Origin of the sequence: Nonomuraea sp. NPDC050556 (assembly GCF_044457355.1) — a bacterium.
GTDB lineage: Bacteria > Actinomycetota > Actinomycetes > Streptosporangiales > Streptosporangiaceae > Nonomuraea.
The window spans coordinates 125,440-151,208 of sequence record NZ_JBITGU010000004.1 but is presented as its reverse complement, the minus strand read 5'-3'; the positions used below and the strand labels follow the sequence as shown (position 1 = coordinate 151,208).

At 69.2% G+C, this 25,769-nt stretch carries 24 protein-coding genes; 15 read left to right on the top strand and 9 right to left on the bottom strand.

Annotated features, from left to right (window positions below; genetic code table 11):
- The first annotated feature begins 53 nt into the window (after positions 1-53).
- The 5 genes from cobA (at position 54) to ACIBG8_RS37745 (ending at position 7,342) form a co-directional block, all read left to right on the top strand.
- The gene (cobA, locus tag ACIBG8_RS37765) at positions 54-1,286 is read left to right on the top strand and encodes a uroporphyrinogen-III C-methyltransferase (protein WP_397347993.1); all 1,233 of its coding nucleotides are present in this window, start codon (positions 54-56) and stop codon (positions 1,284-1,286) included.
- Complete coding sequence (locus ACIBG8_RS37760; protein ID WP_397347992.1) at positions 1,283-3,178, top strand: GTPase; 1,896 nt, start codon at positions 1,283-1,285, stop codon at positions 3,176-3,178. The genes cobA and ACIBG8_RS37760 overlap by 4 nt, the downstream gene beginning before the upstream one ends.
- Positions 3,175-4,788 (top strand): ABC transporter, encoded by a 1,614-nt coding sequence (locus ACIBG8_RS37755; RefSeq protein WP_397347991.1) that lies wholly within the window; start codon positions 3,175-3,177, stop codon positions 4,786-4,788. Before ACIBG8_RS37760 ends, ACIBG8_RS37755 begins: the two co-directional genes overlap by 4 nt.
- Before the next feature lie 126 nt (positions 4,789-4,914).
- Positions 4,915-5,751 (top strand): single-stranded DNA-binding protein, encoded by an 837-nt coding sequence (locus ACIBG8_RS37750; protein ID WP_397347990.1) that lies wholly within the window; start codon positions 4,915-4,917, stop codon positions 5,749-5,751.
- A 295-nt stretch (positions 5,752-6,046) separates the two neighbouring features.
- Positions 6,047-7,342: a GGDEF domain-containing protein gene (locus ACIBG8_RS37745; RefSeq protein ID WP_397347989.1), complete on the top strand. Its 1,296-nt coding sequence runs from the start codon at positions 6,047-6,049 to the stop codon at positions 7,340-7,342.
- Positions 7,343-7,817: 475 nt separating this feature from the next.
- On the opposite strand, the gene ACIBG8_RS37740 is transcribed toward ACIBG8_RS37745, so the two are convergent.
- On the bottom strand, positions 7,818-8,828 hold the full coding sequence (locus tag ACIBG8_RS37740; protein ID WP_397347988.1) for a saccharopine dehydrogenase family protein: 1,011 nt from the start codon (positions 8,826-8,828) through the stop codon (positions 7,818-7,820).
- 96 nt (positions 8,829-8,924) lie between these two features.
- On the opposite strand from ACIBG8_RS37740, the gene ACIBG8_RS37735 reads away from it, so the two are divergent.
- Entirely contained in the window at positions 8,925-9,893 is a 969-nt protein-coding gene (locus ACIBG8_RS37735) for a helix-turn-helix domain-containing protein (protein ID WP_397347987.1), read from the top strand.
- 29 nt (positions 9,894-9,922) lie between these two features.
- Here the strand turns inward: ACIBG8_RS37735 and ACIBG8_RS37730 are convergent, their stop codons facing one another.
- From ACIBG8_RS37730 to ACIBG8_RS37720, 3 genes are read right to left on the bottom strand one after another with little or no spacing between them, the layout of a single operon-like run.
- Complete coding sequence (locus tag ACIBG8_RS37730; RefSeq protein ID WP_397347986.1) at positions 9,923-10,837, bottom strand: IS982 family transposase; 915 nt, start codon at positions 10,835-10,837, stop codon at positions 9,923-9,925.
- A gap of 58 nt (positions 10,838-10,895) precedes the next feature.
- Positions 10,896-11,342 carry an SRPBCC family protein gene (locus tag ACIBG8_RS37725; RefSeq protein WP_397347985.1) on the bottom strand — a complete coding sequence of 149 codons (447 nt, stop codon included), beginning with the start codon at positions 11,340-11,342 and terminating at the stop codon, positions 10,896-10,898.
- Positions 11,339-11,824: an RNA polymerase sigma factor gene (locus ACIBG8_RS37720; protein WP_397347984.1), complete on the bottom strand. Its 486-nt coding sequence runs from the start codon at positions 11,822-11,824 to the stop codon at positions 11,339-11,341. The genes ACIBG8_RS37725 and ACIBG8_RS37720 overlap by 4 nt, the downstream gene beginning before the upstream one ends.
- An 86-nt stretch (positions 11,825-11,910) precedes the next feature.
- Between ACIBG8_RS37720 and ACIBG8_RS37715 the strand changes: the two genes are divergently transcribed.
- Complete coding sequence (locus ACIBG8_RS37715) at positions 11,911-12,330, top strand: DUF3995 domain-containing protein (protein ID WP_397347983.1); 420 nt, start codon at positions 11,911-11,913, stop codon at positions 12,328-12,330.
- 5 nt (positions 12,331-12,335) lie between these two features.
- A complete protein-coding gene (gene ettA / locus ACIBG8_RS37710; protein ID WP_397347982.1) occupies positions 12,336-14,000 on the top strand; it encodes an energy-dependent translational throttle protein EttA in 1,665 nt (554 codons plus the stop codon).
- Positions 14,001-14,293: 293 nt separating this feature from the next.
- Here ettA and ACIBG8_RS37705 read toward each other — a convergent pair whose 3' ends face one another.
- The gene (locus ACIBG8_RS37705; protein ID WP_397347981.1) at positions 14,294-14,953 is read right to left on the bottom strand and encodes an SGNH/GDSL hydrolase family protein; all 660 of its coding nucleotides are present in this window, start codon (positions 14,951-14,953) and stop codon (positions 14,294-14,296) included.
- 12 nt (positions 14,954-14,965) lie between these two features.
- Between ACIBG8_RS37705 and ACIBG8_RS37700 the strand changes: the two genes are divergently transcribed.
- Genes ACIBG8_RS37700 through ACIBG8_RS37690 form a run of 3 tightly spaced genes read left to right on the top strand, consistent with a single transcriptional unit; the run spans position 14,966 to position 17,271 of the window.
- Positions 14,966-15,349 carry an acyl-CoA thioesterase gene (locus tag ACIBG8_RS37700; RefSeq protein ID WP_397347980.1) on the top strand — a complete coding sequence of 128 codons (384 nt, stop codon included), beginning with the start codon at positions 14,966-14,968 and terminating at the stop codon, positions 15,347-15,349.
- Between the two features lie 17 nt (positions 15,350-15,366).
- Entirely contained in the window at positions 15,367-16,509 is a 1,143-nt protein-coding gene (locus ACIBG8_RS37695; RefSeq protein WP_397348864.1) for an MFS transporter, read from the top strand.
- A gap of 36 nt (positions 16,510-16,545) precedes the next feature.
- A complete protein-coding gene (locus ACIBG8_RS37690) occupies positions 16,546-17,271 on the top strand; it encodes a permease-like cell division protein FtsX (protein ID WP_397347979.1) in 726 nt (241 codons plus the stop codon).
- A 110-nt stretch (positions 17,272-17,381) separates the two neighbouring features.
- On the opposite strand, the gene ACIBG8_RS37685 is transcribed toward ACIBG8_RS37690, so the two are convergent.
- From ACIBG8_RS37685 to ACIBG8_RS37670, 4 genes are all read right to left on the bottom strand, one after another.
- Complete coding sequence (locus ACIBG8_RS37685; protein WP_397347978.1) at positions 17,382-17,702, bottom strand: peptidase inhibitor family I36 protein; 321 nt, start codon at positions 17,700-17,702, stop codon at positions 17,382-17,384.
- A gap of 128 nt (positions 17,703-17,830) precedes the next feature.
- Positions 17,831-18,211, bottom strand: a complete 381-nt coding sequence (locus tag ACIBG8_RS37680; RefSeq protein ID WP_397347977.1) for a globin — start codon at positions 18,209-18,211, stop codon at positions 17,831-17,833.
- A 16-nt stretch (positions 18,212-18,227) separates the two neighbouring features.
- Positions 18,228-19,184: a mechanosensitive ion channel family protein gene (locus ACIBG8_RS37675; RefSeq protein WP_397347976.1), complete on the bottom strand. Its 957-nt coding sequence runs from the start codon at positions 19,182-19,184 to the stop codon at positions 18,228-18,230.
- Positions 19,185-19,593: 409 nt separating this feature from the next.
- A complete protein-coding gene (locus ACIBG8_RS37670) occupies positions 19,594-19,875 on the bottom strand; it encodes a hypothetical protein (protein WP_397347975.1) in 282 nt (93 codons plus the stop codon).
- Between the two features lie 275 nt (positions 19,876-20,150).
- On the opposite strand from ACIBG8_RS37670, the gene ACIBG8_RS37665 reads away from it, so the two are divergent.
- The 4 genes from ACIBG8_RS37665 to ACIBG8_RS37650 all read left to right on the top strand — a co-directional run bounded on the left by ACIBG8_RS37665 (position 20,151) and on the right by ACIBG8_RS37650 (position 25,767).
- A complete protein-coding gene (locus ACIBG8_RS37665; RefSeq protein ID WP_397347974.1) occupies positions 20,151-21,716 on the top strand; it encodes an XRE family transcriptional regulator in 1,566 nt (521 codons plus the stop codon).
- Positions 21,713-22,204, top strand: coding sequence for a GNAT family N-acetyltransferase (locus tag ACIBG8_RS37660; protein WP_397347973.1), 492 nt, complete (start codon positions 21,713-21,715; stop codon positions 22,202-22,204). The genes ACIBG8_RS37665 and ACIBG8_RS37660 overlap by 4 nt, the downstream gene beginning before the upstream one ends.
- A 447-nt stretch (positions 22,205-22,651) precedes the next feature.
- Entirely contained in the window at positions 22,652-23,893 is a 1,242-nt protein-coding gene (locus ACIBG8_RS37655) for a DMT family transporter (protein WP_397347972.1), read from the top strand.
- Positions 23,894-24,255: 362 nt separating this feature from the next.
- Positions 24,256-25,767, top strand: coding sequence for a tetratricopeptide repeat protein (locus ACIBG8_RS37650; RefSeq protein ID WP_397347971.1), 1,512 nt, complete (start codon positions 24,256-24,258; stop codon positions 25,765-25,767).
- The last annotated feature ends 2 nt before the right edge of the window (positions 25,768-25,769 follow it).

The following is a 25,769-nucleotide window of genomic DNA, read 5'->3' as shown; positions in this document are numbered from 1 at the left end:
CGGTAGGTTTACCTCTTAACACGCCAAACATCGCGAACGGGAGATTCGCCGTCATGGGCCCCTACCTGCTTGGCCTGCGGCTTTCCGGCCGCCGGGTGCTCGTCGTGGGCGGCGGGCGCGTCGCGCAGCGCCGGGTTCCCGCGCTGCTCGAAGCGGGCGCGGTGGTCACCGTCGTGTCACCGAGCGTCACCCCCGCACTGGACGATCTCATCGAAGCCGGCCGCATCACCTGGGAGGCCAGGCGCTACGAGGTGGGCGACTGCGACGGCGCCTGGCTCGTGCAGGCATGCACCTCCAACGCCGCGGCCAACACCGCCGTCGCGGCGGAGGCCGAGTCGAAGCGGATCTGGTGCGTACGGGCCGACGACAAGGACGCCACCGCCGCCTGGACCCCCGCCACGGGACGGGTCGACGAGATCAGCGTCGCCGTCACGGCTGGCGGCGACCCGCGCAGAGCCGCGGGCATCAGGGACGCGGTCGTGGACGCGCTCCGCGACGGCACCGTCGACGCCCGGCGCAACCGCACCAAACCGGTCGGCGTCGCGCTCGTCGGCGGCGGTCCTGGCGACCCCGGCCTGATCACCGTGCGCGGGCGGCAGCTCCTGGCCCAGGCCGACGTGGTCGTGGCCGACCGGCTCGCGCCCCGCGCCCTGCTGGACGAGCTCGCGCCCGACGTCGAGCTCGTCGACGCGGCCAAAGTGCCTTACGGTAGGTCACTTTCCCAAGACAAGATCAACGAGCTGCTCATCGACCGGGCCAAGCAGGGCAAGTTCGTGGTGCGGCTCAAGGGCGGCGACCCCTTCGTGTTCGGCAGGGGCGGCGAGGAGATGCTGGCGTGCGCGCGCGAGGGCATCCCGGTGCTGGTCGTGCCCGGAATCACCAGCTCGGTCGCGGTTCCCGCCGCCGCCGGGGTGCCGGTGACGCATCGCGGGGTGAGTCAGGAGTTCCACGTCATCTCGGTGCACGTGGCGCCGGACGATCCCGCTTCGACGGTCGACTGGCCGGCGCTGGCGCGCTCGAAGGGCACGTTGGTGCTCATGATGGCTGTCGAACGGTTGCCGAAGATAGTCGAAAGTCTCCTTCGAGACGGACGTTCGCCGGAAACTCCCGTAATGGTGGTACAGGACGGTACTCTTCCCACCCAGCGGGCCGTTAGCGCCTCGCTGTCCACTGTGGCCGACCGCGTGTCCGCGGCTGGGATACGGCCACCGGCGATCGTCATCGTCGGCGACGTCGTCAGGGTCGGCCAGGAGGTCGAGATGGTACGAGCGGAGCGGGTCCCGTGAACCGGAGCGAGGCGGAGTCGGCGGGGGAGCAGACGCTGAGCTTCCGCGCGTTCCAGGACGACCCCGAACCTCCCGCCCCCGCTGACGATGTCGTGGTCGCGTCTGAGGACGCCCCGTCCGACGACCCTCCTTCCGACGAGTCTTATGACACGCCTGCCGACGACCCCTCCGACGAGCCTGTCGAAGAAGAGGCTGAGGAGCCTGTCGACGAGGCGGAAGCCGTACAGGAAGAGGAGCCGGAACCCGAGGAGGAGCTACCCGACGCGGCCGCCGAGGCGCTGACCGCTGCGCTCGGCGCGCTCCGGGAGAGCGTCGTCGACCTGCGGTTCAGCCTCGATCTGCCCGGAGCGGCAGAAGCCCGGCAAGCCCAGGCAGAGCTGCTCGCACAGCTCGAAGACTACGTACTACCACGCGTTCGCACGAACAGCGCGCCCGCGCTCATCGTGGTCGCAGGCTCCACAGGCGCCGGCAAATCCACCCTGGTCAACACCCTCGCCGAGAAGAACGTCAGCCGCACCGGCGTACGCCGTCCCACCACCGGCACCCCCGTGCTCGCCTGCCACCCCGAGGACCAGAAGTGGTTCGCCGAGGGCGAGCTGCTCGGCGGCCTGGAACGCCTGGAGAAGCCGTCCGTCGAGGCCGGCGTCGGCTCCCTCGTCGTCGTGCCCACCGAGAAGCTGCCCCAGGGCGTGGCGCTGCTCGACACCCCCGACATCGACTCCGTCGTCGAGGAGCACCACGAGATCGCGCACCGCATGCTCGACGCGGCCGACCTGTGGATCTTCGTCACCACCGCGGCCCGCTACGCGGACGCGCCGGCCTGGAAGCTGCTTCGCCTGGCCAAGGAGCGCGGCGCGCGGCTGGCCATCGTGCTGTCCCGGGTGCAGCCGAGGTCGCAGGAGGTCGTGCTCAAGCACTTCGTCCGCATGCTGACCGAGTACGGCCTGGGCGACGTCGACCGGTTCGTGATCAACGAGTCCAAGGTCACCGAGGGCAGGCTGCCCGACAACGAGGTCACCGACCTGCGGATGTGGCTGGCCGAGCTGTCCGTCGACGAGGAGCGCAGGGCGCGGGCCGTCGCGGAGACGCTGAGCGGCGTGCTCGACAGCTTCCGCACGCGCGTCCCCGCGCTGGCCAGGCATCTGGAGGGGCAGGTCGCCTTCCGCGCCGAGCTGCGCACCGACGTCGAGGCCGCCTACATGGGCGCGCTCGCCGAGATCGACCAGTCGATGCGCGGCGGCTCCCTCATGCGGGGCGAGGTGCTGGCCCGCTGGCAGGACTTCGCCGGGTCCGGCGATCTGATGCGTACCCTCCAACTGCGCAAGCGGGGCAGAGCCGTACAGACCCCTGAGCGGATCATGGCCTTCAAGGCCGCGCTCAGGGTCGGCATGGAGTCGGTCATCATCTCGGCCGCCCATCGGGCGGCCGAGGAGGTCGCCGCGCGCTGGCGTCAGCGCTCCGAGCTGGGCGCCACGCTCGCGACCGGCCTCGACCGGCCGTCCGAGGAGCTGGTACGGCGGGCCAACCGCGCCGTCGTCGCCTGGCAGGAGCACCTGACCGAGCTGATCCGCACCGACGGCGTGGCCAAGCGCTCGGTCTCCAAGGTGATCTCGTTCGACGTGGACTCGATGGCGCTGATCTTCATGGTCGGACTGTTCGGATACACGGGCGCGGAGTCGCTGCCGCAACGGCTGCTGAAGGCGCTGCTCGGGGCCGAGTCGCTGCGCGGCATCGGCGCCAGGGCGATCAGCGACCTGCGGGCCAGGCTCAGCATGTTGTTCGACGAGGAGTCCATGAGGTACGTCCAGGCGCTCGACGCGGCCGGAATTCCGGACGAAGCCTCCGCGACCCGCCTTTACCAGGCCACGTACAACCTCGAGGTCGCACGATGACCACCATGACTGGACGGCAGGGCCTCGGCCCCAGGCTCTCCGCGCTCACCAGGGTCGTGGAGCTCGGACCAGGGCGGCTCGACCAGCGGCTGCTGACCGACGCGGGCTCGCTGCTGCTGCGCGCGGGCGACCGGCTCAAGCTGTCGTCCGAGCACACCGTCGTCGCGCTGGCCGGAGGCACGGGCAGCGGCAAGTCGTCGCTGTTCAACGCGATCTCCGGGCTGGAGCTGTCGCCGACCGGCGTGCGCAGGCCCACCACGGCGCGCACGCACGCCTGCGTGTGGGGGCTCGAAGGCGCGGGACCGCTGCTCGACTGGCTGCAGATCCAGTGGCGGCACCGCTTCGCCAGGGCATCCGCGCTCGACAAGGGCGAATCACAGCTTCACGGACTGATCCTGCTCGATCTGCCCGACCACGACTCGATCAGGGCGCTCACCGACCCGGAGGCCGACCGGCTCATCGGGCTGGCCGACCTGGTGGTGTGGGTGCTCGACCCGCAGAAGTACGCCGACGCGTCCACGCACCGCCGCTACGTCACCGAGCTGGCCGGGCACGACGCCGTCACCGTCTTCGCCCTGAACCAGGCGGACAAGCTGTCCACCGAGGAGCTGGCCGAGCTGGTCATCGACCTCAACGACCTGCTGCGGCGCGAAGGCGTCCACTCCCCGTCCGTGGTGCCCACCTCAGCCGTGACCGGCCGCGGCGTCGACAGCCTCAAGTCGGTGCTGTCGGAGGCCGTGACCAGGCGCAGGGCGGCGATCCAGCGGCTCGAGGCCGACCTGGACCGGCTGCAGCAGCGCCTGGCCTCGTCGATGCCCGTGGGGGCCGCGCTGTCGGCGCCGTCGTCGGTGGACGCGGCGCGCAGGGTCGGGCTGACCGACGCGCTGTGCGACGCCGTGGGCGTGCCCGCTGTGGGTGAGGCGATGGAGAACATCTACGCCGAGCGGTCCACGGTCTGGGTGGGCTGGCCGCCTTCCCGGTGGGTGTCGCGGTTGCGGCCGGATCCGCTCAAGAGCCTCAACCTCGGGGACCTGCACGCTGAGATCAGCGGGATGGCCGGGGGAGCGGTGACCGCGCAGGGCGCCGAGGTGGACAACGCGGTGCAGGCGCTGGCGGACGGGCTCACCGGGGGGATGCACGAGGTGTGGCGGGCCAGCGTGAACCACGCGGCTCGGTCGCGGGTCAAGCAGCTTCCCGAGGCTCTTTCCGACGAGCTGACCGAGGTCGCTCCCTCTGTGGACCGGGTGCCCGGGTGGTGGCGGTTGCTTCGGGCTTGGCAGTACGGGCTGGTGCTCGCGTTTGCCGCCGGGGTTGCCTGGCTGCTGTGCGGTTTGTTCTTCCCTGGGTCTTTCGGGGTCTTTGGTGACCGTACGACGTTGCCTTGGGTGGGGTTGATGATGGCGTCCGTTCTGGGGCTCGGGGTGCTGTCTGCTGTGGCTTCGCGCAACTTCGTGGTGCTGGGGGCTTCCAAGGAGAGGGAGCGGTTGGAGCGGGAGATGCGGCGGCGCGTGGGCGCGGTGGCGGACTCCATGGTCGTGGAGCCCGTGGAACGAGAACTGGTCCGGCACCGCGACTTCTTCACCGCCTTGAACGGCCTCCAGACTCCCTGATCCACAGGGGACACCCTGTCGCCATCCTCTGTCCCCAGAGCGTCGTTCGGTCCGTTCTCGTGAACCCCGCCGAGGCCATCGTTGTCGCCCATGCGGGCAAGCCGGCCCGCCACTTGGGAGGCAACGATGAACGACATCCACGTCACGCTCACCGGCAGGGTCGCCGCAGAACCGCGCCAGCACACCTTCGGCGACGGCGCCCGCGTCACCTCGCTCCGCGTCCTCACCAACCACCGCTACTTCGACAAGAAGACCGGCATGTGGGCCGACGGGGACACGGTGTGCTTCGTCGTCAGGTGCTGGCGCGCCCTCGCCGACAACGTCGCCCAGTCCATCCAGGTCGGCCACCCGGTCGTGGTGTCCGGCAGGCTCCGCATCAGGGAGTTCGGCCAGGAGGGCGACCGGAGGTTCGCCGCCGAGGTGGAGGCCAGCTCGGTGGGCCACGACCTCCGATGGGGCGTCGGCGCCTTCTCCAAGCCCGACCGCCTGGCCAGCACGGGCTCCGTGAGCGCCGAGATGCGCGACCGCCTGGACGAGGAGACCCAGGACTGGGCGATGAGCACCAAGCCCGCGGCCGCGGCAGCCTCGCCGTTCGACGAGCCGCTCACGTCGGAGGAGCCCGTCCGCCTCTTCCCCAGGGCCAGCAGCCTCCTGCTCAACCCCGGCGAGCCCTCCACGCCCCCTGCCAGCGGTCTCGCCCCGCTGGGTGCCGCTGGGAGTGCCGACATCACCGACGCCGACGTCATCGAGCCCGGGAGCGCAGGAAGCGATGGCGGCCCGGCGGCAACGGATCGCGAGGTCAGCCACGTGACCAAGGGGCGCGCAGGAAAGAAGGGCGAGAGCGGCCCCGGTTCGGTGAAGGCCGCGAAGGACGCCGGTCTGGTGAGGGTTCTCGGGGCAGCGTCGGATGGCGAGTCGGCGGAGGGTGCCGAGGGTCCCGTGGAGGAGCGGGTGGCCGCCTGAGGAGGGTGGCGGAAGTGGAGGGGGGCATCGGCTGATCGAAGGTCGGTGCCCTCGCGCCCCTCAGGGCGAGCCGATGGAATTACCCGTGCCAGCTGGCCAGAGCCCCTGTCAGGTCCAGGTCACGCCCCGCACCATGGCTGCTCCTTTCCCGCACGGCCCACTCGCGGAGTGAGTGGTTTCCATTCGCCAGGCCACTTGACGCGAGTGGCCATGTTGCCAAAGGTAGCGGTTCCCGTCGCGCAACGCACACTCCGCAACTATTGTGTTACACATCGTTAGTCAAGGAGGAGGCGAGATGGTGGCGTCGGGTGACACCTCGGTCAAGCCTCGCGACGCCATGTCCCCGCTCGCCGGCCGGTGGCCGCTGCTCGGGCAACGTCGCGCGCTCGTCGCCTACCTCAGCGGGATCGTAACCCTGGATGTCATCGCGATTGGGTTCTTTGCGACATCTACCGAATTCCGGTGGTCGGATCTGCTGACGTTCGCAGCTCTGATGGGGTGCGGGGCCGCGTGCATCGAGGCGACGCGCAGGCTCGGCATGCCCGCAGGAGTCTCCCGCGACCTGCTGTCCGCGTGGTGGCTCCCGGTGGCCCTGCTGCTGCCGCCGGTCTATGCCCTGTTCGCACCGATCTTTCTCCAGGTGCTGCTGCAGCTCCGGGTCAGGGCCACCGTTCTCTACCGGAGGGTGTTCAGCTCGGCGGCGATCGGCCTGGCGGGGTGCACGGCGTCCGTGGTGTTCCACGCGGCCGTGCCCGACGCGTCCGTCCTGTCCAGGGGTACGGCGGCGCCGATCGTCTACGCGGTGGGCTGCGCCACCCTCTTCGCCCTGCTCAACACGGCGCTGATCGCGATCGCCGCGCACACCGCCGACCCGGACACCCGCTGGCGCGACGTGTTGTGGGACAGGGAGAGCGCGCTGCTCGACGTCGTCGAGCTCTGCCTCGGCGTGACCGTCGCGATCGCCTGCGGGCTCAACCTGGCGCTGCTGGTCCTGGCGCTGCCGCCGGTGGTGTTGCTGCAACGGAGCCTGTTGCACGCCCAGTTGCAGGCGGCAGCGCGTACCGACCCGAAGACGGGCCTGCTCAACGCGGCGGCCTGGCAGCGGGAGGCGGACACCGAGATCGTCAGGGCCCGCCGTACCGGTGAGACGCTGGCGCTGCTGATCGTCGACATCGACCATTTCAAGCGCGTCAACGACACTTACGGCCATCTGGTGGGCGACCAGGTGCTGGCGGGCGTGGCGGCGACGCTCAGGACGCAGCTGCGCGACTACGACGTGGTGGGGCGGTTCGGCGGGGAGGAGTTCGTGGTCCTGCTGCCGCGCGCCGACGTGGCGGAGGCCAGGCGGGTGGCCGAACGCCTGCGCACCAGGGTCGGCCGGATGGCCGTCCCGGCGGACGACGCCATGATCACCGTCACGATCTCGGCGGGGGTGGCGATCATGAGCATGCACGGGAACGACCTGATAGAGCTACTGGCCGCTGCGGACCTGGCGTTGTACCGCGCCAAGGAACTGGGCCGCGACCGCATCTGCCTCCCCGCCACCCAATCCCCACCCCCCAACCCAACCCCAGACACCACCCCCGCCTAACCCACACGCCTTCGTCCCTTCGGTGCAGCCCGCCCGAACCGCCCGCCTGAACCGCCCACCCACCCCTCGGCACCGCGCCGCCCGACCGCGCCCCACCTTCCCCTTCGGCACACCCGACCTAGCCCACCGCTCGGCACCGCGCCCTCGCCACCGCGCCGCAGGGACCCCCCTCGGTGTGGCCTCGCTCGAGACCGCCCGGCTCGGGACGCCGGCCCCGACCTGCCCGCGCTGCTCAGCCTGACCTCTCCGCGCTGACCCCTCAGCGCTGAGCTCGGCCTACTTCGCCCTCATGGCTCGGAAAGGCCCGACCCCTGGCCCGCCCTGAGCGCCCGGCCTGCTCCGCTGTGTGTCCTTCCAAGTGGACCTTGGCTCTTCTCGCGCCGTCCATCCCGCGCAGGCGTGGGGTGGGCGTGGTGAGGTGTGGGTGGGCGGCTGTGGGGAGCGGTTGGGGCTCGGTAGCAGGGCAGATGGGGGGTTAGCTCAGGGAGAGGTTGTCGAAGGGCAGGGCGCGGAGGAAGTCTTCGGGGTCGAAGATCTCGCCCGCGGTCACGACGCCCCCGGCGCGGGTTCGGCCAGAGAGGATGCGGTCCACGGCTTCCACCACGATCGGGGCGGTAAATGCGTAGATGTCCTGGCCCTGTGCCGACGCCCGTCGCTCCTCGTCGCCCCGCCGTACCGCGACCTCCACCAGGAAGACCTGCGCCGACCGGCCGCTGGCGTCCGTCGCCTGCGGGCCGTCAGGCGACGGGTCGCTCAGGTCCTTCAGTGGCGTCAGGTTGAGATATGCGTTGACCTGCGGCGTGTCCAGGTGGCGGGAGATGGTGATCACGTCCGTTGTGGAGAACTGGCCCACTACCTCCTGCACGCCGAACGGTGCCCCGAAGGTCCACGACGCGTGCGGGGCGGGCTCTTCGGCGGGCACGACCTCCAACTGCCGGTCGCGGAAGACCACTCGACGCCCCGCTCGCCGCGCCCCAGCCAGCAGCGTTCCCCGGGTCGGCTGCCAGCTGTCCAGCGCCACCGCGATCGAGATGTCGTCCGCCGTCGTCCAGTCGCCCATCGCGACCGTCGCCAGCAGGTCGCCGAGCGCGCCGTAGAACGCCATCACCGGCGCCACCACGATCCCCGCGTCCTTGATCCGCTGGTCGTCCCCATACGTGCCGAACGTGTCGAGCGCGACGATCGTCTCCCCGGTGACGTCCAGGTAGTGGATCCCGGCGCGCAACGCCGCCTCGATCAGCGCCGGGGCCGTCTCGGCGAACGGCCCCGCGCAGTTGATCACCACGTCGGCCCCGGCGAGCGCGCGGTCGAGCGAGTCCGGGTCGTCGACCGTGGCGACCCGCGTCTCCACCCCGGGGGGAGCGGCGAACTCCAGCTTCGCCGCGTCACGCCCGGACAGCACCGGCGTGTGCCCGCGCGACAGCAACTCCGCGGTGACAAAGCGGGCAGTGTGTCCGTAAGCACCGAACACCGCGACAACGCTCATCAGGTCTCCTCAAGCAGTAGTGACTGCCTTAGATCCTGGTCAGAGGTGTCGTGGGGCGCCACTCCAGGTCACGACAACCTGCGCTAGATTCGCGTCATGCGTGCCCACCACGTCGTCGTTGCCGTCACCGACGACATGCCGATCTTCGAAGCGGCCGTCCCCTGCCAGATCTTCGGCATCGACCGGCCGCACCTGGCCGACCCGTGGTACCGGTTCTCGGTCGTCCCGATCGGCAAGGGTCCCGTACGGCTGAGCCCCGGGTTCACCCTCGACCCCGCCGCGCAGGACTGGAGCCTGGACACCACGGACACGCTCGTCGTCCCGGCCCACACGAACGTGCACGACGACCCGCCGGCCGAGCTGGTGCAGCTCGTGCGGGAGGCGTACGAGCGCGGGATCAGAATCCTGTCCATCTGCTCCGGTGCGTTCATCCTGGCCGCTGCCGGGGTGCTCGACGGGCGCCGCGCCACCACGCACTGGCTGCACGCGGAGGAGCTGAGCCGCCGCTATCCGGCCGTCCGGGTCGACCCGTCCGTCCTGTATGTGGAGGACGACAACGTGATCACCTCGGCGGGTACGGTGGCCGGGATCGACGCCTGCCTCCACGTGGTGCGCGTCGACCACGGCGCGGCGGTGGCGGCCGAGCTGGCCCGCCGCCTGGTCACGCCGCCGCACCGGGATGGCGGGCAGGCGCAGTACCAGCGGCTCAGCGCTCCCGCCGTGCGTGAGGACTGGCTGGCCGTACTCCTCGACTGGGCGGGCGAGCACCTGCATCTGCCGCTGTCCAACGCCGACCTGGCGGCCCAGGCCAACGTCAGCGTGCGCACCGTGGAACGCCGGTTCGCCGAGGTGCTCGGGATGTCGCCGCTGCAATGGCTGTTGCAGCAGCGCGTACGGCGGGCGCAGCAGTACCTGGAGACCGGCGACCGGCCGATCGGCTGGATCGCCGACAGGTGCGGTTTCGGCGGATCGGCCAGCCTGCGTGCGCACTTCGCCAGGATCGTGGGGGTGTCGCCCTCGGCGTACCGGCGGACCTTCCACGAACGCGCCGAGGCAGCCGCCTAGATGATTGAGTCCAAGGGGTCTGGTTGCTATCAGTGGTCGAAGGCGGTGAGGGAGCGTTTCACCGGTTGTCCGGTCTTATCGTTGTGCCAGATCGCGGCGGTCAAGGCGAGGATGCGGGTCAGGACGCGGATGACGACCCCGGCGCGTGTACGACCTGCGTGGCGTTCCAGGTCAAGCTGACCTTTGAAGGTCTGGTTGATGGACTCGATGGTTTGGCGTAGGGGCTTGAACAGCTGTGCTCCGGCCCGTTCACGCTCACCCTTGCGGGCCGGGCGCAGCAGGGTCAGGTCACGCACGGTGACACCGTGCTCGAAGGCGCGGCCGTAGTAGTTCTTATCCGCGATGATCGTCTGATCGGGATGGGTGGCCACCAAGGCGGGAGCGTCGTCGAACATCCCCAGCAAGACCTCGCGCTCATCGGCCTTGGCGCCGGTGAGCGCGAAGGCGATGGGCAGCCCGCCCAGGGTGCACAGCAGATGCAGCCGCAGCCCCCAAAAGAAGCGTGAGTGACTGGCGCAGTAGCCGTACTCCGCCCACCCTGCCAGGTCGCTGCGCTTGGCTGTCTCCCGGGACCGGCCGCACTCCACCGGCGTGGAATCGACCACCCACACATCGTCGCTCCACAGCGAGGTGTCCATCGCCAAAATCCTGATCATGTGCAGGACCAGGCCGGATGCCTTGCGCAGCCGCTTGCCGTAGCCGGACTGCCCAGGCAGATACGGGAACATGCCGCCCAGCTCGGCGTGGGCATACCGTAGCCAGCGTCGCTCGGAGGTGAAGCCCAGCAACGCCGACATCACCGCCTGGGTGACCAGTTCGCCATCACTGAGCGTGGGCGCGATGCCCACCTTTGGACGCCAGGGAGCCAGATCCGGCGAAGCCCTCAACGCGTCATCGATCTTCACATAGATTGCGGTGGCGAGGGTGTTCAGGTTGTTCGTCACACAATGACCTTGGACGCCCTCGCCCTATTTCCGCAGGCGACCCCTTGGACTCATTCATCTAGCGGGCCAGCGCCCGCCGTTCCAGGCGGGCGAGCTCCCCGGCGAAACCGGCGCGCAGCAGGGGCGCGGCGAGCCGTCCCACCAGCGGACGCCGCGACGAACCCGCGCGGGCCACGAGCGTCCCGCCGGAGACAGGTACAGCGGCCAGGCCGAAAGTGACGTTGCGGCTCTGCATCCAGCACCACCCGGGGCGCAACACCGCCTCGAAGTCGGCGCGCAACCACGCCGCCCTGCCGTACGCGATGACGCGCAGCCGGTCACCGTCCCTCTCGTCCACCTGGACGCGTTTGACGGCGGGCTGGTAGTGCGGCATCTCCCCCTCAAGATCGGCCATCACCGCCCAAACGGCCGAGAACGGCGCGGGAATGACCCGTTCGACCAGTGCGGAACCGGGTGTCGCCGCGGCCATCACCCGCATCTTGCGTACGGGGTCCAAGTCCGTCATCGCCCCCATGCCTTTCTGAAGCTGGATCTGGCCCGGTGCAGGCGCGATTTCACGGTTCCTTGCGGTACGTCGAGGACGGCCGCCGCCTGCTGCTCGTCCATGCCTTCGAGGTCGCGCAGCACCAGCACGGCCCGATGCTCGGGCGACAGCCTGTCGAGCGCGTCGCGCACGTCGACCGCCAGCTCGACGTCGCCGCCCGCGGCCATTTCCGCCAGTTCCAGCCCCGGCGCGAACCGATGGGCGGTCCGTACGGCTTCGCGCGCCGCGATCGCCCGAACCCACCCGTAGAGGGCGGAAGGCTCGCGCAGCCGTCCCAGATTGCGGAAGACGGCGATCAGCGTCTCCTGCGCCGCGTCGGCCCCGTGCTGGAGCGCGATGGCGCCGCAGAGGCGGGAGACGTACGGCGACAGCTCGTCGAGCAGGTCGTTCATCGCCATCGTGTCGCCACGCTGCGCCGCGATCACCAGATCTGACAGGTCCACGTCACTCAAGAGGCGCCGCCGTTCCAGAAGGTTCCTGTGATGACCGTCACAGGAACCTCCGGCGGGGGAGCAGCCTCTTCACGGTCATGATGAGACAACGTATCGGGGTCGCAGCGGCGGCCGTGCTCACCACTGACGCGCTGGCACACCTCTACTGGGCGACCGGCGCGACCTGGCCGGCGGACAACGCGCGCGACCTCTCGCTCGCCGTACTCAACATGGAAGTCCCCTTCACGCCGCGCGTCCTGCTGCCGCTGGCGGCGGTGCTGCTGGCCGGGGCCTGGGCGATGCTGACCGCGGACAGCCGGTACGGCAGGCTGGCCACGCTGGCCGTCGCCGCGGGGACGCTGGTGCGCGGGGTCGTCGGCGTCGGGTGGATGCTCGGCATCGGCGCGGACACCTCGACGCCGTTCTACTGGCTGAACCTGGTCTACACGCCGGTCTGCCTGGCCCTGTTCGCCGCGAGCCTGGCCGTCCGCCGGGCCCCCGTGAAGGCCCTAAGCTAGATGCCATGGCCGAGTACATCTACACAATGCAGCGCGTCCGCAAGGCGCACGGCGACAAGGTTGTCCTCAACGACGTCACGCTGTCGTTCCTGCCGGGCGCGAAGATCGGTGTGCTGGGCCCCAACGGCACGGGCAAGTCGACGCTGCTGCGCATGATGGCAGGCCTGGAGCAGCCCTCCAACGGCGACGCCAGGCTGATGCCCGGCTTCACCGTCGGCATGCTGCAGCAGGAGCCCCCGCTCAACGAGTCCAAGACCGTGCTCGGCAACGTCGAGGAGGGCGTCGCCGAGACCAAGGCGATGCTCGACCGGTTCAACGAGATCGCCGAGCTGATGGCGACCGACTACAGCGACGCCCTGCTCGAAGAGATGGGCAAGCTGCAGGACGAGCTCGACCACCGCAACGCGTGGGACCTCGACTCCCAGCTGGAGCAGGCGATGGACGCCCTGCGCTGCCCGCCGCCGGACGCCGACGTGACCACCCTGTCCGGTGGTGAGCGCCGCCGCGTAGCGCTGTGCAAGCTGCTGCTCGAGGCGCCCGACCTGCTGCTGCTCGACGAGCCCACCAACCACCTCGACGCCGAGAGCGTGCAGTGGCTGGAGTCGCACCTGGAGAAGTACGCGGGCACCGTGCTCGCCGTCACCCACGACAGGTACTTCCTGGACAACGTGGCCAACTGGATCCTCGAGCTCGACCGCGGCCGCTGCTACCCCTACGAGGGCAACTACTCCACCTACCTCGAGGCCAAGGCCCAGCGCCTGAAGGTCGAGGGGCAGAAGGACGCCAAGCGCAAGAAGCGCCTCGAGGACGAGCTCGAGTGGGTGCGGTCCAACCCGAAGGCCCGCCAGACCAAGAGCAAGGCGCGTCTGCAGCGCTACGAGGAGATGGCTGCGGAGGCGGACAAGCACCGCAAGCTCGACTTCGAAGAGATCCAGATCCCGCCGGGCCCGCGCCTGGGCACCACCGTCATCCGCGCCGAGCACCTCACCAAGGGGTTCGAGGACCGGGTGCTGATGGACAACCTGTCGTTCGACCTGCCGCGCAACGGCATCGTCGGCATCATCGGCCCCAACGGCGTCGGCAAGACCACGCTGTTCCGCATGATCACTGGCAGCGAGACGCCCGACTCGGGCGCGATCATCGTCGGTGACACGGTCAAGATCTCCTACGCCGACCAGTCGCGCGGGGGGATCGACCCGAACAAGAACGTCTGGGAGGTCGTCTCCGACGGGCTCGACTTCATCAAGGTCGGGCAGGTCGAGGTGCCGTCGCGGGCCTACATCGCGGCGTTCGGCTTCAAGGGGCCGGACCAGCAGAAGAAGGCGGGCGTGCTGTCGGGTGGCGAGCGCAACAGGCTCAACCTGGCGCTGACCCTCAAGCAGGGCGGCAACGTGCTGCTCCTCGACGAGCCGACCAACGACCTGGACACGGAGACGTTGTCGTCGCTGGAGAACGCGCTGCTCGACTTCCCGGGGTGCGCGGTGATCACGTCCCACGACCGGTGGTTCCTCGACCGCATCGCCACGCACATCCTGGCGTGGGAGGAGGGGTCGAGCTGGTTCTGGTTCGAGGGCAACTTCGCGGACTACGAGAAGAACAAGATCGAACGCCTCGGGGCTGATGCGGCTCGGCCGCACCGGGTCACGTACCGCAAGCTCCACCGCGACTAACCAGAAAGCCCCGCTCCGGCGGGGCTTTCGCTTTTTCCCGGGACACAGCTTCCCACCCACCCGCCCCCGGTCCTGCTGTGGCTGGCGACCTCTGGCAGTTCCCGTCCGTTGGGGACTGGTCAATAGCAGTGCTGATTCCGCGAGGTCATGCCCTGATGGGCTCTTCCGAAGCAGACCCCTGGTGGCCTGACCACCCCCTGCTCGCCATGCTGGGAAGTAGCTGGAGGACCTTCCCGTAAGGCCTGCCGCTTCTGAGGAGGTGAAGGAGCTCAGGCTGTGGGGCGGTGCGTTGATCATCTACCTGATCCGGCCTGCGGCAATACTCCTCGGGTGGTCAGGGCTTCTTCCATGAACTGGGCGATCAGGCGGTGGCCGATGTCGTTGGCGTGCAGGCCGTCGGGGGCGAGTAGGTCCGGCCTGCCCGCGAAGGAGGTCGAGGTGTTCTCGATGTAGTCCACCCCGATCGCCTCCGCGGCCTGTTTGAGCCAGAAGCGGATGGTGGCTACCTTCGGCGGGATCTCGGTGTACGCCCAGAACGGTTCCATGACGAGGATGCGGCTTCCGGGGAGGCCGGTGCTCAGGTCCCTGAGGTCTGCCGTGATGTTGGCTGCTATCGCGTCGGCGTGGTCGTCGAACATGACCGTGTCGTTGGTTCCCAGCGACACCAGGACCACGTCCGCCTTCGCGGCGACGATGCGTTCGACGCCCTCGGAGTGGCCGTTGCGGTCCTGGCGCTTTCTGACGAAGCCGAGGCCGTTGATGCCCTCGTTGAGCTCCTCCCAGCCGTGTCGGTGGCAGAGCAGGGTGGACCAGCGCAGGCATGGGTCAGAGGTTCCTCTACCCACGGTGTAGGAGTCTCCGTAGATGGCCAGCCGCACAGCCCGGGCGGGGGTGGGTGGGGGAGGGTCGGTAGGTTGAGGGGTGTGGTGGAACAATCCCTGGCTCAGCGGCATGTCTTTCCTCGAATGGTGCGCTTCGCCGATATCGATTCCCAAGGGCATGTGAACAACGTGCGGTTCTTCGACTACCTGGAGGACGCTCGGCTGGGGATGTTGCATATTGATCCCTACAAGGCGGGGGATGCGCCTTTCAAGGGGCTTGTTGTCGCTCGGCATGAGATCGACTATCGGCGGCCGCTCACGTTCCGGGCGGAGCCGGTGCGGGTGGAGACCTGGGTGACCGAGCTACGGGCGGTCCGGTTCACGCTCGAGTACGAGATTCTGGATGATGAGGATGTCTACGTCTCCGCCAGATCCGTGCTGGTGGCCTACGACGTTGAGCGGTCGGCGCCGCGTCGGCTCGGGCGGGATGAGAGTGCCTACCTGCGGCGGTATCTGGCGGCGGGGTGAGTGCCAAGCGGTGGGTGATGCTGGGGCTCGGGGTCAATGCTCATACCAGTGTCACCTTGGGGTTGTTCGGGTTGCCGCTGGTGATGCCGGATATCGTGCGGCACTTCGGGGTGTCCCTGCCGGTCGCTGGGGTCATCGCCAATGCGCCTGGGGTTGGGGTGCTCTTATCGCTGGTGGCCTGGGGGGCGCTCGCTGATCGGCGGGGGGAGCGGCTCGTCCTCGGGGTTGGGGTGGGGCTGGCTGCTGTGGCCTTCGCCGGGGCTGCGCTGGCTACCGAGGCTTGGCTGGTCATCACCCTGCTGGCGGTCGCGGGGGCTGCTGGGGCGGCGGCTGTGGTGGGTGGCGGCAGGATCGTGTTGCGCTGGTTCGAGCCGCGCGAGCGGGGCGTCGCGATGGGGCTCCGGCAGGTTTCCTACACCCTGGGTATGGCTGTCGCGTCGTTTGCTCTGCCGCCTGTCGCGCTCGCTTACGGGATTCCCGGGGTGTTGTTCGTCTGTGCGGGGCTGGCGCTGGTCGCGGCCGTGCTGGCGGCGGTGTTCCTGGCGGAGCCGCCGCGTTCTGTGGCGGTGGTGGCGGCTCGGGGCGGCTCGCCGTACAAGAAAATGGAGCTCTGGCGGGTGCATGCCACCAGCGCGCTCCAGGTCGTGCCGCAGATCGTCGTGACCACCTACGGGGTCACCTGCCTGGTCAGTGGTTATGGCTGGGATGGGGTCGGGGCGGGGCAGTTGTTCGGGGTCGCGGCGATCGGCGGGGCCGTGGTCAGGATCGCGGTCGGGCGCTGGTCGGACCGGAGCGGGCAGCGGATGGCGCCGCTGCGGTCGCTGACCTTCGCCGCCGTGGCGGTGCTGGGGTTGCTGGTCGTGGGGCAGTACACGGGGTCCTGGCTGGGGCCGGTGATGCTCGCGCTCGCCGCCGTCATCACCGTCGCGGGGAACGGCCTGGCCTACCTCGCCGCCGGGGAACTGGCCGGTCCCGGCTGGGCGGGGCGGGTGCTCGGGGCGCACAACAGCGTGCAGAACGTGGTCGCGCTGGTCGCCGCGCCCCTGGTCGGGCTGGTGATCGTGCACGTGGGGTTCTGGGCGGGGTTCGCGGTCGGCCTGGGCTGCGCCGTACTGTCGATCCCGGTCATCCCGCTGGGCGACGAGCGCGGCAGGGCTTAAATCGAAAATATAGCGGTCGTCGCTAGCGTCCTCCTCGTGCACAAGGTGTGGGTCGTGGTCGGCGCTGCGGCGATCGTGGCCGGAGGCACATGGGTGTGGGCCTCAGCCGGCCACGGCCCGCTTTCTCCACCGGACGTGCCCCGTCCCCTGAGCGCGACCGTGCAGGTCACGCTCTGCGAGAAGGACTCTCCGTACGCGGAGTGCGAGGGACGGGGCGTGGCCACCAAGGAGGACAGGCGGGCCGTCGTCGGTCGGCTGGGGTCCCTCACCGGCGTCACCTCGGCCGGGGCGCTGGTGGTCGGGCAGCTCGCCGATCGCGGCGCCTTCCCCGCGCTGAGGGCCTCGTTCGAGGGGATGCGCGGGGTGGCTGGGGTCACGGCGCGGCCGGTCTCGTTCTGGCAGGGCAGGACCGAGGTGAGGATCGAGCTGTGCGGGCCGAAGATGTCGCTCACCCAGTGCGGCGACCCGGGCGCCCAGACGTCGGCCACTGACGAGCAGAAGGACGCGATCTACGAACGGCTGCGCAACCTGCCGGACGTGGCCGAGGTCTATGTGGCCGATCGCAACTTCGTCGAGGACGAGGCGAGGAACTACCTCAAGGACGGCATGTCGGGCGACTGGCAGGATCGGGCCGACGATCCCAACGAGCAGTTCCACGTCAAGCTCGTCCAGCAGAAGGACCTCAGGGGCGCGGCCCAGCGGGTCAGCGACGCGATCGGCGGGCTGCCCGGCGTCAAATCCGTCGAGCGGGAAGGGCGCTAAAAGCTCCTAACGGAATGACCGCCCGCACGAATCTCTCCTCTCGCAAGGAGGGGCTCCTCCCCGGAGGGTCGTGAGCGCGCTCGGGATGAGGGTCATTCTGTTGGGAGGTTCTAGGGGCAGGGGGTGGGGGATTCTGCCACCTGGGTGACGATGAAGTCTCCCGTGTCCTCGTTGCCCAGGCCCGGGTCCAGGCAGAAACTCGCCGCCTTCCCCTTGACGGTGCCGGACACCACGACGGGCAGCAGGGTCTTGTTCAGCAGCGACCGGCTGACCCCGCCCTCGCCTGGGTCGCCGATGGCGTACTCCTCGTGCGAGCCGGAGTAGTCGGTGCCCGACCAGGAGCAGAGCTTGCCGAGGGAGCAGGCGCAGGGGCCGTTGGCCGCTGCGGCGATCGACAGAGCGACCAGGGGCATCATGAGGAGAAATTTCATGATGCCCACCCTAGGTCGTCGATCGGTTACGACGGGTGAAGAAACGCTGCAGGGTCAGACGAGGTCAGCGAGGTGCAGGTGAAGAATCATGCACCGCGGGAGACTCCAGCCACCCCAGGTGGTAATGATCAGGCGGGAGCGTTCACCATGCTGTGGGCCGCGTAGACGAGGTAGTCCCACAGCCTGGTCTCCAGGTCCTGGGGGAGCTCCAGCGACTGCACGGCGTCGTGCATGTGCTTGAGCCAGGCGTCCCGAGCCGCCTCGTTCACCACGAACGGCGCGTGCCGCATGCGCAGGCGCGGGTGGCCGCGTTCCTGGCTGTAGGTGGTGGGACCGCCCCAGTATTGGATGAGGAACCCGCGCAGCCGGTCTTCGGCGCCTGTCAGGTCTTCCTCGGGATACATGGGGCGGAGCAGCTCGTCGCCCTTGACTCCCTCGTAGAAACGGTGCACGAGGCGCCGGAAGGTCTCCTCGCCCCCGACGGCGTCGTAGAAGGAAGTCTCAGTCACGATATAACCCTAAGGTCTAGGCGACGATGGCTATTCCCGCGGCGTCCAGCGCGGCCTTGACGCGGAGCCTGAGCTCGCGCGCCACCTGCGCCTGCCTGGCCGGCAGCGTCTTGGCGGAGATGCGGAAGACGAGCGAGGCGTCGGACATCTGCTCGACGCCGAACACGTCCGGCTCCTCGACGATGAGGGTCTCGCGGTACTCGGGGTCGCTCCACAGGTCCTCGGCCACCTGCTTGAGGGTGTCGCGGACGACGACGATGTCGGTGTTGTACGCCACGGGGACGTCGAGATAGGCGCGCGACCAGCCCTGGGACTCGTTGCCCACGCGGGCGATGGTGCCGTTGCGCACGTACCAGACGCGGCCGTCGGTGTCGCGCAGGCGGGTGATGCGGAGGGTGACGGCCTCCACGGTGCCCGTGGCGGTGCCGACGTCCACCACGTCGCCCACGCCGTACTGGTCTTCGAGCAGCATGAACATTCCGGCGATGAAGTCCTTGACAAGCTCCTGGGCGCCGAAACCGATGGCGACGCCGAGGATGCCGACGCTGGTCAGCAGGGGGGCGATCGGCACGGTGAGCCGTTCGAGGACGGTCAGGATGGCGGTGCCCATGATGACGATCGAGGCCACGTGGCGCAGGACCGAGCCCATCGTCTCGGCGCGCTGCTTGCGGCGCTCGTTGAGGAGGACGTCGATGCTGTCGGTCGCGGGGGCGTTCCTGCGGAGGCGGCCGGTGATGGACGAGCCGCTGGCTGCGCGGTTGACGACCCGGGTGATCAGGCGGTGGGCGACGTTCCGGACAACGACGGCGAGCACCATGATCAGCAGGATCGTGATCACGCTGGCCACAAGTGGGGCCCACCAGGCATTGGGGAACATGCTGGCCAGGGTAGAGCAGACGAACCCGTCCTTTGTACAGGCGTCCATCGCGCTGTTGATCAGACTGTTGAGGTCGGGGCTGGCGAGCAAGCGCACGGGGTGAGTCCTCCGGAAAGCGGTTCGGTCGGCAGTGGTGTCTGGGGCAATTTGACCCCATACATACTGCCGACCGAACCGGCCGCCGTCACATCACGCCGGGGAAGACGGGGACGCGGGACCCAGGGCCGCGGAGGGTGGGTCCGTGCGCTCCGGTGACGGACGGCTCGGACGGGACACACACCCGGAAGCATGTCCCGTCACGTCTTTCTGGACGAACCCCTCCACGAGGAGGGCGTCTGCGCAAAGAACGTAGAAGTCGTAAAGATCGCGAAAATCAGAGCCGGCGAGGTGCCCAGGGAATCCGCCGGAGCGGACGCCCTCCGCACCGGTCACCCCGCCGGCTCCGTGAGGCCGCCGTGGGTGCGGTGAGCCGTGGTGGCTGCGCTCCACCCGGTTCACCGCCTCGTCACTCCCCCACCGCGGCGAGAACGCGGGCGACCTTGGTCGCAGCGCCGGCTGGATCGTCGGCCTTGTGCATCCGTTCGCCCCACGACCAGCAGAACCACCAGTCAGGAACGTCGGGGACAGCTGTAGGCCGGACGGTGACGCTTTCGGTAAGGCTGGTGGCGTGCGGATTGATGACGCGTACGAACAGCCTGCCTGACTGCGATCGCACCACGCGGGCGAGCAGTCCTCTAGCGTCGAGCTCTGACACCAAACGTTCTAGGTGTCCGAAGTCGTCCCCCACCTCGTTCCTCCCTTGACTCGTTGCTGGTGGGCCAAAGATGACTCACTAACGGAGCGCGGTCAACGCGCTACATACGCTTACGGGGAGTCGCAATCTGCCACGGAGGTTGTAAGAAACAGTCCGCCGGAGGACGATCCTTATCCGTAAGCTTCAACTGCACGTTTTCAACCTGTCATCAATGGTCCATAGTTCTAGGTAGGCGCAGTGCTACCTTGGGGCTACGCTGCGTCAGCGGTTGCGGACCGATCGGGACATGTGTGTGAGAGGGGCCGGGAATGTCCGGCAGGCAGCACAGGGAAACCGAGATAGCGCGGCGGATTCGGGCCAAGGGCCTGGCCGCCGGGCGGACGAGTGCCCAGATCGCTGACGAGATTCACGAGGCATGCGGTCCGCAGTTCGGCACGACGAAGATCAAGAGCCATCGGCTGTCGTACGGCATCGCGCTGGCCGACGTCATCGAGCAGGTGCGCGCGCTCTTCGAGCGCGACCAGAAGCCGGCGCCCGGCATCGGCGAGACGCTGCTCTCCGCCTACGAGAGCGGCCTCAAGCGCCCGGGGCCCGAATACCTCCACTACCTCTGCTCCGTCTACCGCGTCGAGCCCAACTCGCTCGGCCTCGACGGACCGTGCATCTGCGGCCACGGCCACCGGATGCCGGGGGTGGTGCGCGGCAACGACACACCTGACCGCACCGACCTGGGCCTGGTGTCGCGAGAACTGTGGATCCCGCCGAAGGGCGGTGAACAGCCCGGGGGCGCGGCGGGCGAGGAGGACGAGAACGTCCTGCGCAGGACGTTGTTACAGCTTCTCGCCAACAACCAGGACGCCAGGCTCAACGGCCAGGTGCTCGGCGCCGTCGAGGGCATCAGGCGGCGCATGGACGACACGCTGATCTCGGCGACGGTCTCCGCCGCCATGCTCGACCAGTGGGAGGAGGCGACGCTCAGCTTCGGCCGCCAATACACCACGACGGCGCCGCTGCGCCTGCTGTGCGACGTCCTGCTCGAACTGAGCGCCGTGCGCAACGCGATGTCGCGGCGCCAGCCCATCGACCTCCAGGAACGGCTTTGCCGCATGGCCGCCCAGCTGTCCGGGCTGAGCGGCATGATCATGATCAACCTGGGCGACCACCGCCTGGCCCGCTCGTTCTTCCGCACCGGACGCACGGCCGCCGACGAGACCGGCGACCGGGCGCTGCGCGCGTGGGTGACCGCGCGCGAGGCGCTGGTGCCGCTCTACTACGGCGACGCCCGCGAGGCGCTCAACCTGGCGAAGAAGAGCCGCGACCTGGCCGGCGCGGTGCCGTGCGCCGCGCAGGCGATGGCGCCGGTCGTCGAGGCGCGCGCGCTGGCCATGCTGTCGGGCACCGACAGCAAGAAGGAAGTCGTCGACCAGGCCAAACGCGCCCTGGCGCGGGCGCGCAACGCCTTCTCGCACATGAAGTCGAACGAGCAGGAAGACGTCGCGTTCGGCTACACGGAGAAGCAGCTCTACTTCTACCAGGGCGACGTGCTCACCAAGCTGGGCCAGACGCTCGAGGCGGAGGTCGTGCTCGACCAGGCGCTCGACAAATACTCCGACCACATCCTGGACCAGACGCTCATCCGCCTCGACCGGGCCCAGTGCCGGGTCATCGAGGGCGACCTCGACGAGGCGGTCAAGATGGGCGTCGCCGCGCTGGAACTGCTCGGACCCGAATATCTCACCGACTTCATCATGCGACCCGCGCTCGCACTGGAGCAGGCGATCATGGCGAGCAATCGCCATCACCCTGGGCTGCCGCTCTACCGGGAGCAGCTCAACCGTCGTCCGGTCATGCAGGAAGGGAGTGGCGGTGCATGAGTCTGAAGATCCGCCGGTATCGCTGGTCTGATCTCGACGCGATCCTCGCGCTTCATCAGATCTGTCTTGCCGAGGTGGGGCTGTTCCCCGGCGACGGGGTCTACTACGACGACGATTTCCCGCGCATCAACGAGATCTACCTGGCGTGCGGGGGAGACTTCCTCGTGGGCGAGCTGGCCTCGCGCGTGGTGGCGATGGGCGGGATCAAGCCCGTGGCGCCCGGTGTGGCTGAGATGTGCCGGTTGCGGGTGCACCCGGAGTTCCAGCGGCGCGGGTTCGGCGCGCAGATGCTGACGGCGCTGGAGGGGCGGGCGGTGGCGCTCGGCTTCCACAGCGTGCGCGGCGACACGACGCTCAACCAGAACGCGGCCCTGGCGCTGTACGAGCGCCATGGGTGGCGGGAGATCTCGCGCGAGCAGGTGGGGGATCTCGTCGTCGTTTACGGCGAGAAACGGCTCAACGTAACCGCCACCCCTTACCGCGTGTAACCAAGCGATTTCTGTACGGCGGAGCCGGCAGAAGCGCCACCCGCCGTCCGTGGTCCCCTCCATCCAGGGAGACGCTCACCGAGCTCCCCGCTAACTCACCGTAACGGCGCGCCCAGAAGCGGCTTGACCACTTCTGGGCGTTTTGCTGTCCGCAACGGCGAACCGTGGACGGGCCCCGGCTGCGGTTCGCCGCACCCGGAAGGACGCGACGGATGGGCATCGTGAGGAGGGAGAGGCCGCCGGTTGTTCTGCAACAATCCGGTGTTACCGGTAGTAAGGAGTGCCAACGGGATGGTGGCGATTTGGTGGGAATGGCCGATTCGGTGTTGGTGCCGGTAGGGGCTGTGCGACCCCGTGAGTGAGCCCCTTCCCTCCGAGTGGTAGAGGATCCTCTCCGGCTCCTCACGGTGCTCCGGTGGCTGCGAATTGTAGTGGGATGCTCGTTGCATGGCAGTAGTCCACGCTCCCAGACCCCTCACGGGAGCAGTGCTTCTGTTGTTCGTCAGCGCCGCCTGGGGGTCGGCTTTCCCGCTGATGAAAGATCTCATCCACCGCTTACCCGTCGAGGATCTGCTCGCTGAGCGTTACCTCATCGCGGCGCTCACCCTCTGGCTGATCCGCCCGCGCAGTCTTCGGGGGCTTTCACGGGGCACCTGGTTCAACGGGGTTCTGCTGGGGGTCATGTTCGGGGTCGGTCAGACGGCACAGGCGCTGGCCCTGTCCGATCTGCCCTCCTCGGTCTCCGGATTCGCCGTCGGGTGCAATGTCATCATCACCCCGGTCATGGCGCTGTTCCTGTTCAAGGTCAAGGTGCCGGTCCGCGTCTGGGCGGGCGTGATTCTCGCCCTCGCCGGCATGACGATGTTCACGCTGCTGAAAGGCGTGGAGGACCACCACATCTCGCTCGTGGCCCTGGGCGGCACGCTGACGGCAGCGGCCCTCTACTCCGGCCACACCATCCTCCTGGCGCGCATGACGCGCTCGCGGAGCCACCAGTACAACCCCTACTCCGTCACCGTCGTCCAGCTCGGCACGATCGGCGTCCTGACCGGTTTCATGGCGCTGCCCGGCGGCATCAGCACGCCGGGCTCGTTGGGTGACTGGGTGATCCTGGCGCACCTGTCGGTCGTCTCGTGCGCGCTCGGCTTCCTGGCCAGGTCCTTCGGCCAGGCGCACGTGCCCGCAGTGCCGAGCGCGGTGCTGATGTCGTCGCAGCCACTGTGGGTGGCGGCCATCGCGGTGGTCTTCTTCCACGAGCCGCTCGGCTGGAGCCTGTTCGTGGGCGGCGGGCTCATGGCGGCGGCGATGCTGCTGGCCGTACCGTCGAAAGGAGGCGCCTCGCCGCCGTCCTCCGAGGTCCCGCTGAGCGGGCCGCCGCCGGAGGCCAACAGGAGGCTGCTGGAGCTGACCCGCAGGCGCCTGGCCGATCTGCGCGACAAGCGCGACGACCAGGTGCAGTGCGCCGACGCCCTGCCGTTGCCCGTCGTCGCCAGGAGCGCCTGCGCCGACGTCGTCGACTGCCCGTGGAAGGAGCCCAAGTCGGTCAAGGAGCCGACCTTCGACCGGATGATGGATCGGGCGACGCGCATCGTGCGATCCAAGAAGCAGGACGGCTGCTGTCACGTCAAGTGCCTCTGTGCGCTGATGGAGGAAAGATCTCCGGCGATGTCCCGGTTTCGGACCCCATAAATCCGTTACCGCAAACGCAATTCAGCCTGTCCGGTTACTGACTTATTCAGTCTAAATCTTGATATTCGTTGGCATGTCCGAATAATGGTGAATTACCCGAGGGAAAAAGGTAACACCATGAAGAGGATCGTCGTCCGCAAACCCGGAACGGCAAAGCTCACTGGAACGGCAAGCGTCATCCACAAGGGGTGACCGCCAGGTCGCATCAGTGGGTTCACGGAGAGCCGCCAGCCCTCCATGAGGCCACCAGGCTGCTCGCGCCGGTGATCGACGCTCATCGGCGCATCGACGGTCCTTACACCGTCGGAGCGGAGCTCCTCCGCCACCTGGTTCCAGCGGCCTTGGAACGTTCCCCGGATCTCGTGAGAGCTCACGACATCGAGATCAGAGCGGCCGCACCCGGCCTGCGTGACCGGGTGCCGGCCGTCCGGGTGACCGTCGACGCCCACCTGCCCGAGGACGAGCGCATCCTCGTCCCGGCGCCGCGCAGGACGCTGCGGCTGGCCAACGGGCTGGCCGAGTTCGTCGCCGCCGCGGTGCCCTGGGGCAGGGCGCTGGTCGTGATGAACGCGGCCGCCGCCGATCCCACGGACGTCGAGCTGCTGCGGGTGCTCATGCGCAGGATCCCGCCCGAGCGGTTGGAAATCACCGTCTACGACGGCGGCCCCGAGCACCCCGAGGACACCAGGGGCGCCGAACAGTTGTGGACCGCGGTCGACCGCTGCGTGCGGGAGGGGTTCCTGCACGCGGTGGCCGAGCTGGGCCGGCTCGGCCTGGCCAGGACCGAGCCGGGCACCGAGCCGTGGTGGCGCTTCGCCCAGCGCACGGCCACCGCCCTGGGCGGGCTCGGCCGCCGCGACGAGGCGGCCGCCCTCTGGGAGCAGGTACGGCGGGCCAGCCAGGACCCCGCGATGCACGCCGCTTCCGCGTACGGCACGGCCATGCTGGACGCCCGCCACCCCGACCCGGCGCAGCGCGACCTGGGCCGGGCGACGGGCTGGATCAACGAGGCGATCGCCATCTCCACCCTGCTGCCGGACCCGGCCGTGCGCGCCTTCAAGCTGGGCTTCGACCGCAACGCGCTGGCGCTGATCGAGATGCGCCGCGGGCGGCTGGACCGGGCGCTGGAGCTGGTGGAGTCCGCGCTGGACCTGGCCGCCGAGCTGGGGGAGCGCCATCCCGTGCACCGGATGGTGCTGCTGGCCAACCGGGCGCAGCTGCTGGCGGCGATGGGGCACACCAAGGAGGCGCTGGACGACTTCGGGGCCGCGATCGCGATCGACCCGATGTTCCCCGACCACTACCTGGACAGGGGGAACATCTGGCTCAAGCTCGGCATGACCGACGAGGCGCTGGCCGACTACGAGAGCGCGATGCGGGTGGGGCCGCCGCTGCCCGAGGCGTACTACAACCGCGCCGAGCTGCGGATCGCCGTCGACGACGTGGAGGGGGCGCTGGCCGACCTGACGCACGTGCTCGACCTGGACCCCTCCTACCTGGACGCCCGCATCAACCGGGCGGGGCTGCTGGCCGGTCAGGGCCGCGACGAGGAGGCGCGCGCGGACGTGGCCACCGGGCTTGGACAGGCGCCGGGCAACCCCCACCTGCTGGCCGTGCTCGGGCAGTTGGAGAGCGGCGCCCAGGCGGTCGCCGTGTTCGACCAGGTCCTCGATGCCGCGCCCGAGATGGTCGCCGCGTGGGCGGGGCGGGCGGCGGCGCGGTTCGAGCTGGGTGACCCGCTGGGCGCGATCGACGATCTGACCCGGGCGATCGACCTCGACCCCCACCCCGACCTGTACGGCAACCGGGCCGTCGCCCTGCGCGCCCTGGGGAGGGAGGCGGAGGCGCTGGAGGACGAATCCCGCGCCCGCTGACG

Bases quoted from the DNA above. Each gene is read 5' to 3' on its own strand.
- ACIBG8_RS37705 (WP_397347981.1), bottom strand. From the start codon at position 14,953: ATGCCGCTGAGCCAGGGATTGTTCCACCACACCCCTCAACCTACCGAC.
- ACIBG8_RS37745 (WP_397347989.1), top strand. From the start codon at position 6,047: ATGGTGGCGTCGGGTGACACCTCGGTCAAGCCTCGCGACGCCATGTCC.
- ACIBG8_RS37700 (WP_397347980.1), top strand. From the start codon at position 14,966: ATGGTGCGCTTCGCCGATATCGATTCCCAAGGGCATGTGAACAACGTG.
- ACIBG8_RS37655 (WP_397347972.1), top strand. From the start codon at position 22,652: ATGGCAGTAGTCCACGCTCCCAGACCCCTCACGGGAGCAGTGCTTCTG.
- ACIBG8_RS37660 (WP_397347973.1), top strand. From the start codon at position 21,713: ATGAGTCTGAAGATCCGCCGGTATCGCTGGTCTGATCTCGACGCGATC.
- cobA (WP_397347993.1), top strand. From the start codon at position 54: ATGGGCCCCTACCTGCTTGGCCTGCGGCTTTCCGGCCGCCGGGTGCTC.
- ACIBG8_RS37740 (WP_397347988.1), bottom strand. From the start codon at position 8,828: ATGAGCGTTGTCGCGGTGTTCGGTGCTTACGGACACACTGCCCGCTTT.
- ACIBG8_RS37695 (WP_397348864.1), top strand. From the start codon at position 15,367: ATGCTGGGGCTCGGGGTCAATGCTCATACCAGTGTCACCTTGGGGTTG.
- ACIBG8_RS37735 (WP_397347987.1), top strand. From the start codon at position 8,925: ATGCGTGCCCACCACGTCGTCGTTGCCGTCACCGACGACATGCCGATC.
- ACIBG8_RS37750 (WP_397347990.1), top strand. From the start codon at position 4,915: ATGAACGACATCCACGTCACGCTCACCGGCAGGGTCGCCGCAGAACCG.
- ACIBG8_RS37685 (WP_397347978.1), bottom strand. From the start codon at position 17,702: ATGAAATTTCTCCTCATGATGCCCCTGGTCGCTCTGTCGATCGCCGCA.
- ACIBG8_RS37715 (WP_397347983.1), top strand. From the start codon at position 11,911: ATGATGAGACAACGTATCGGGGTCGCAGCGGCGGCCGTGCTCACCACT.
- ACIBG8_RS37725 (WP_397347985.1), bottom strand. From the start codon at position 11,342: ATGACGGACTTGGACCCCGTACGCAAGATGCGGGTGATGGCCGCGGCG.
- ettA (WP_397347982.1), top strand. From the start codon at position 12,336: ATGGCCGAGTACATCTACACAATGCAGCGCGTCCGCAAGGCGCACGGC.
- ACIBG8_RS37755 (WP_397347991.1), top strand. From the start codon at position 3,175: ATGACCACCATGACTGGACGGCAGGGCCTCGGCCCCAGGCTCTCCGCG.
- ACIBG8_RS37665 (WP_397347974.1), top strand. From the start codon at position 20,151: ATGTCCGGCAGGCAGCACAGGGAAACCGAGATAGCGCGGCGGATTCGG.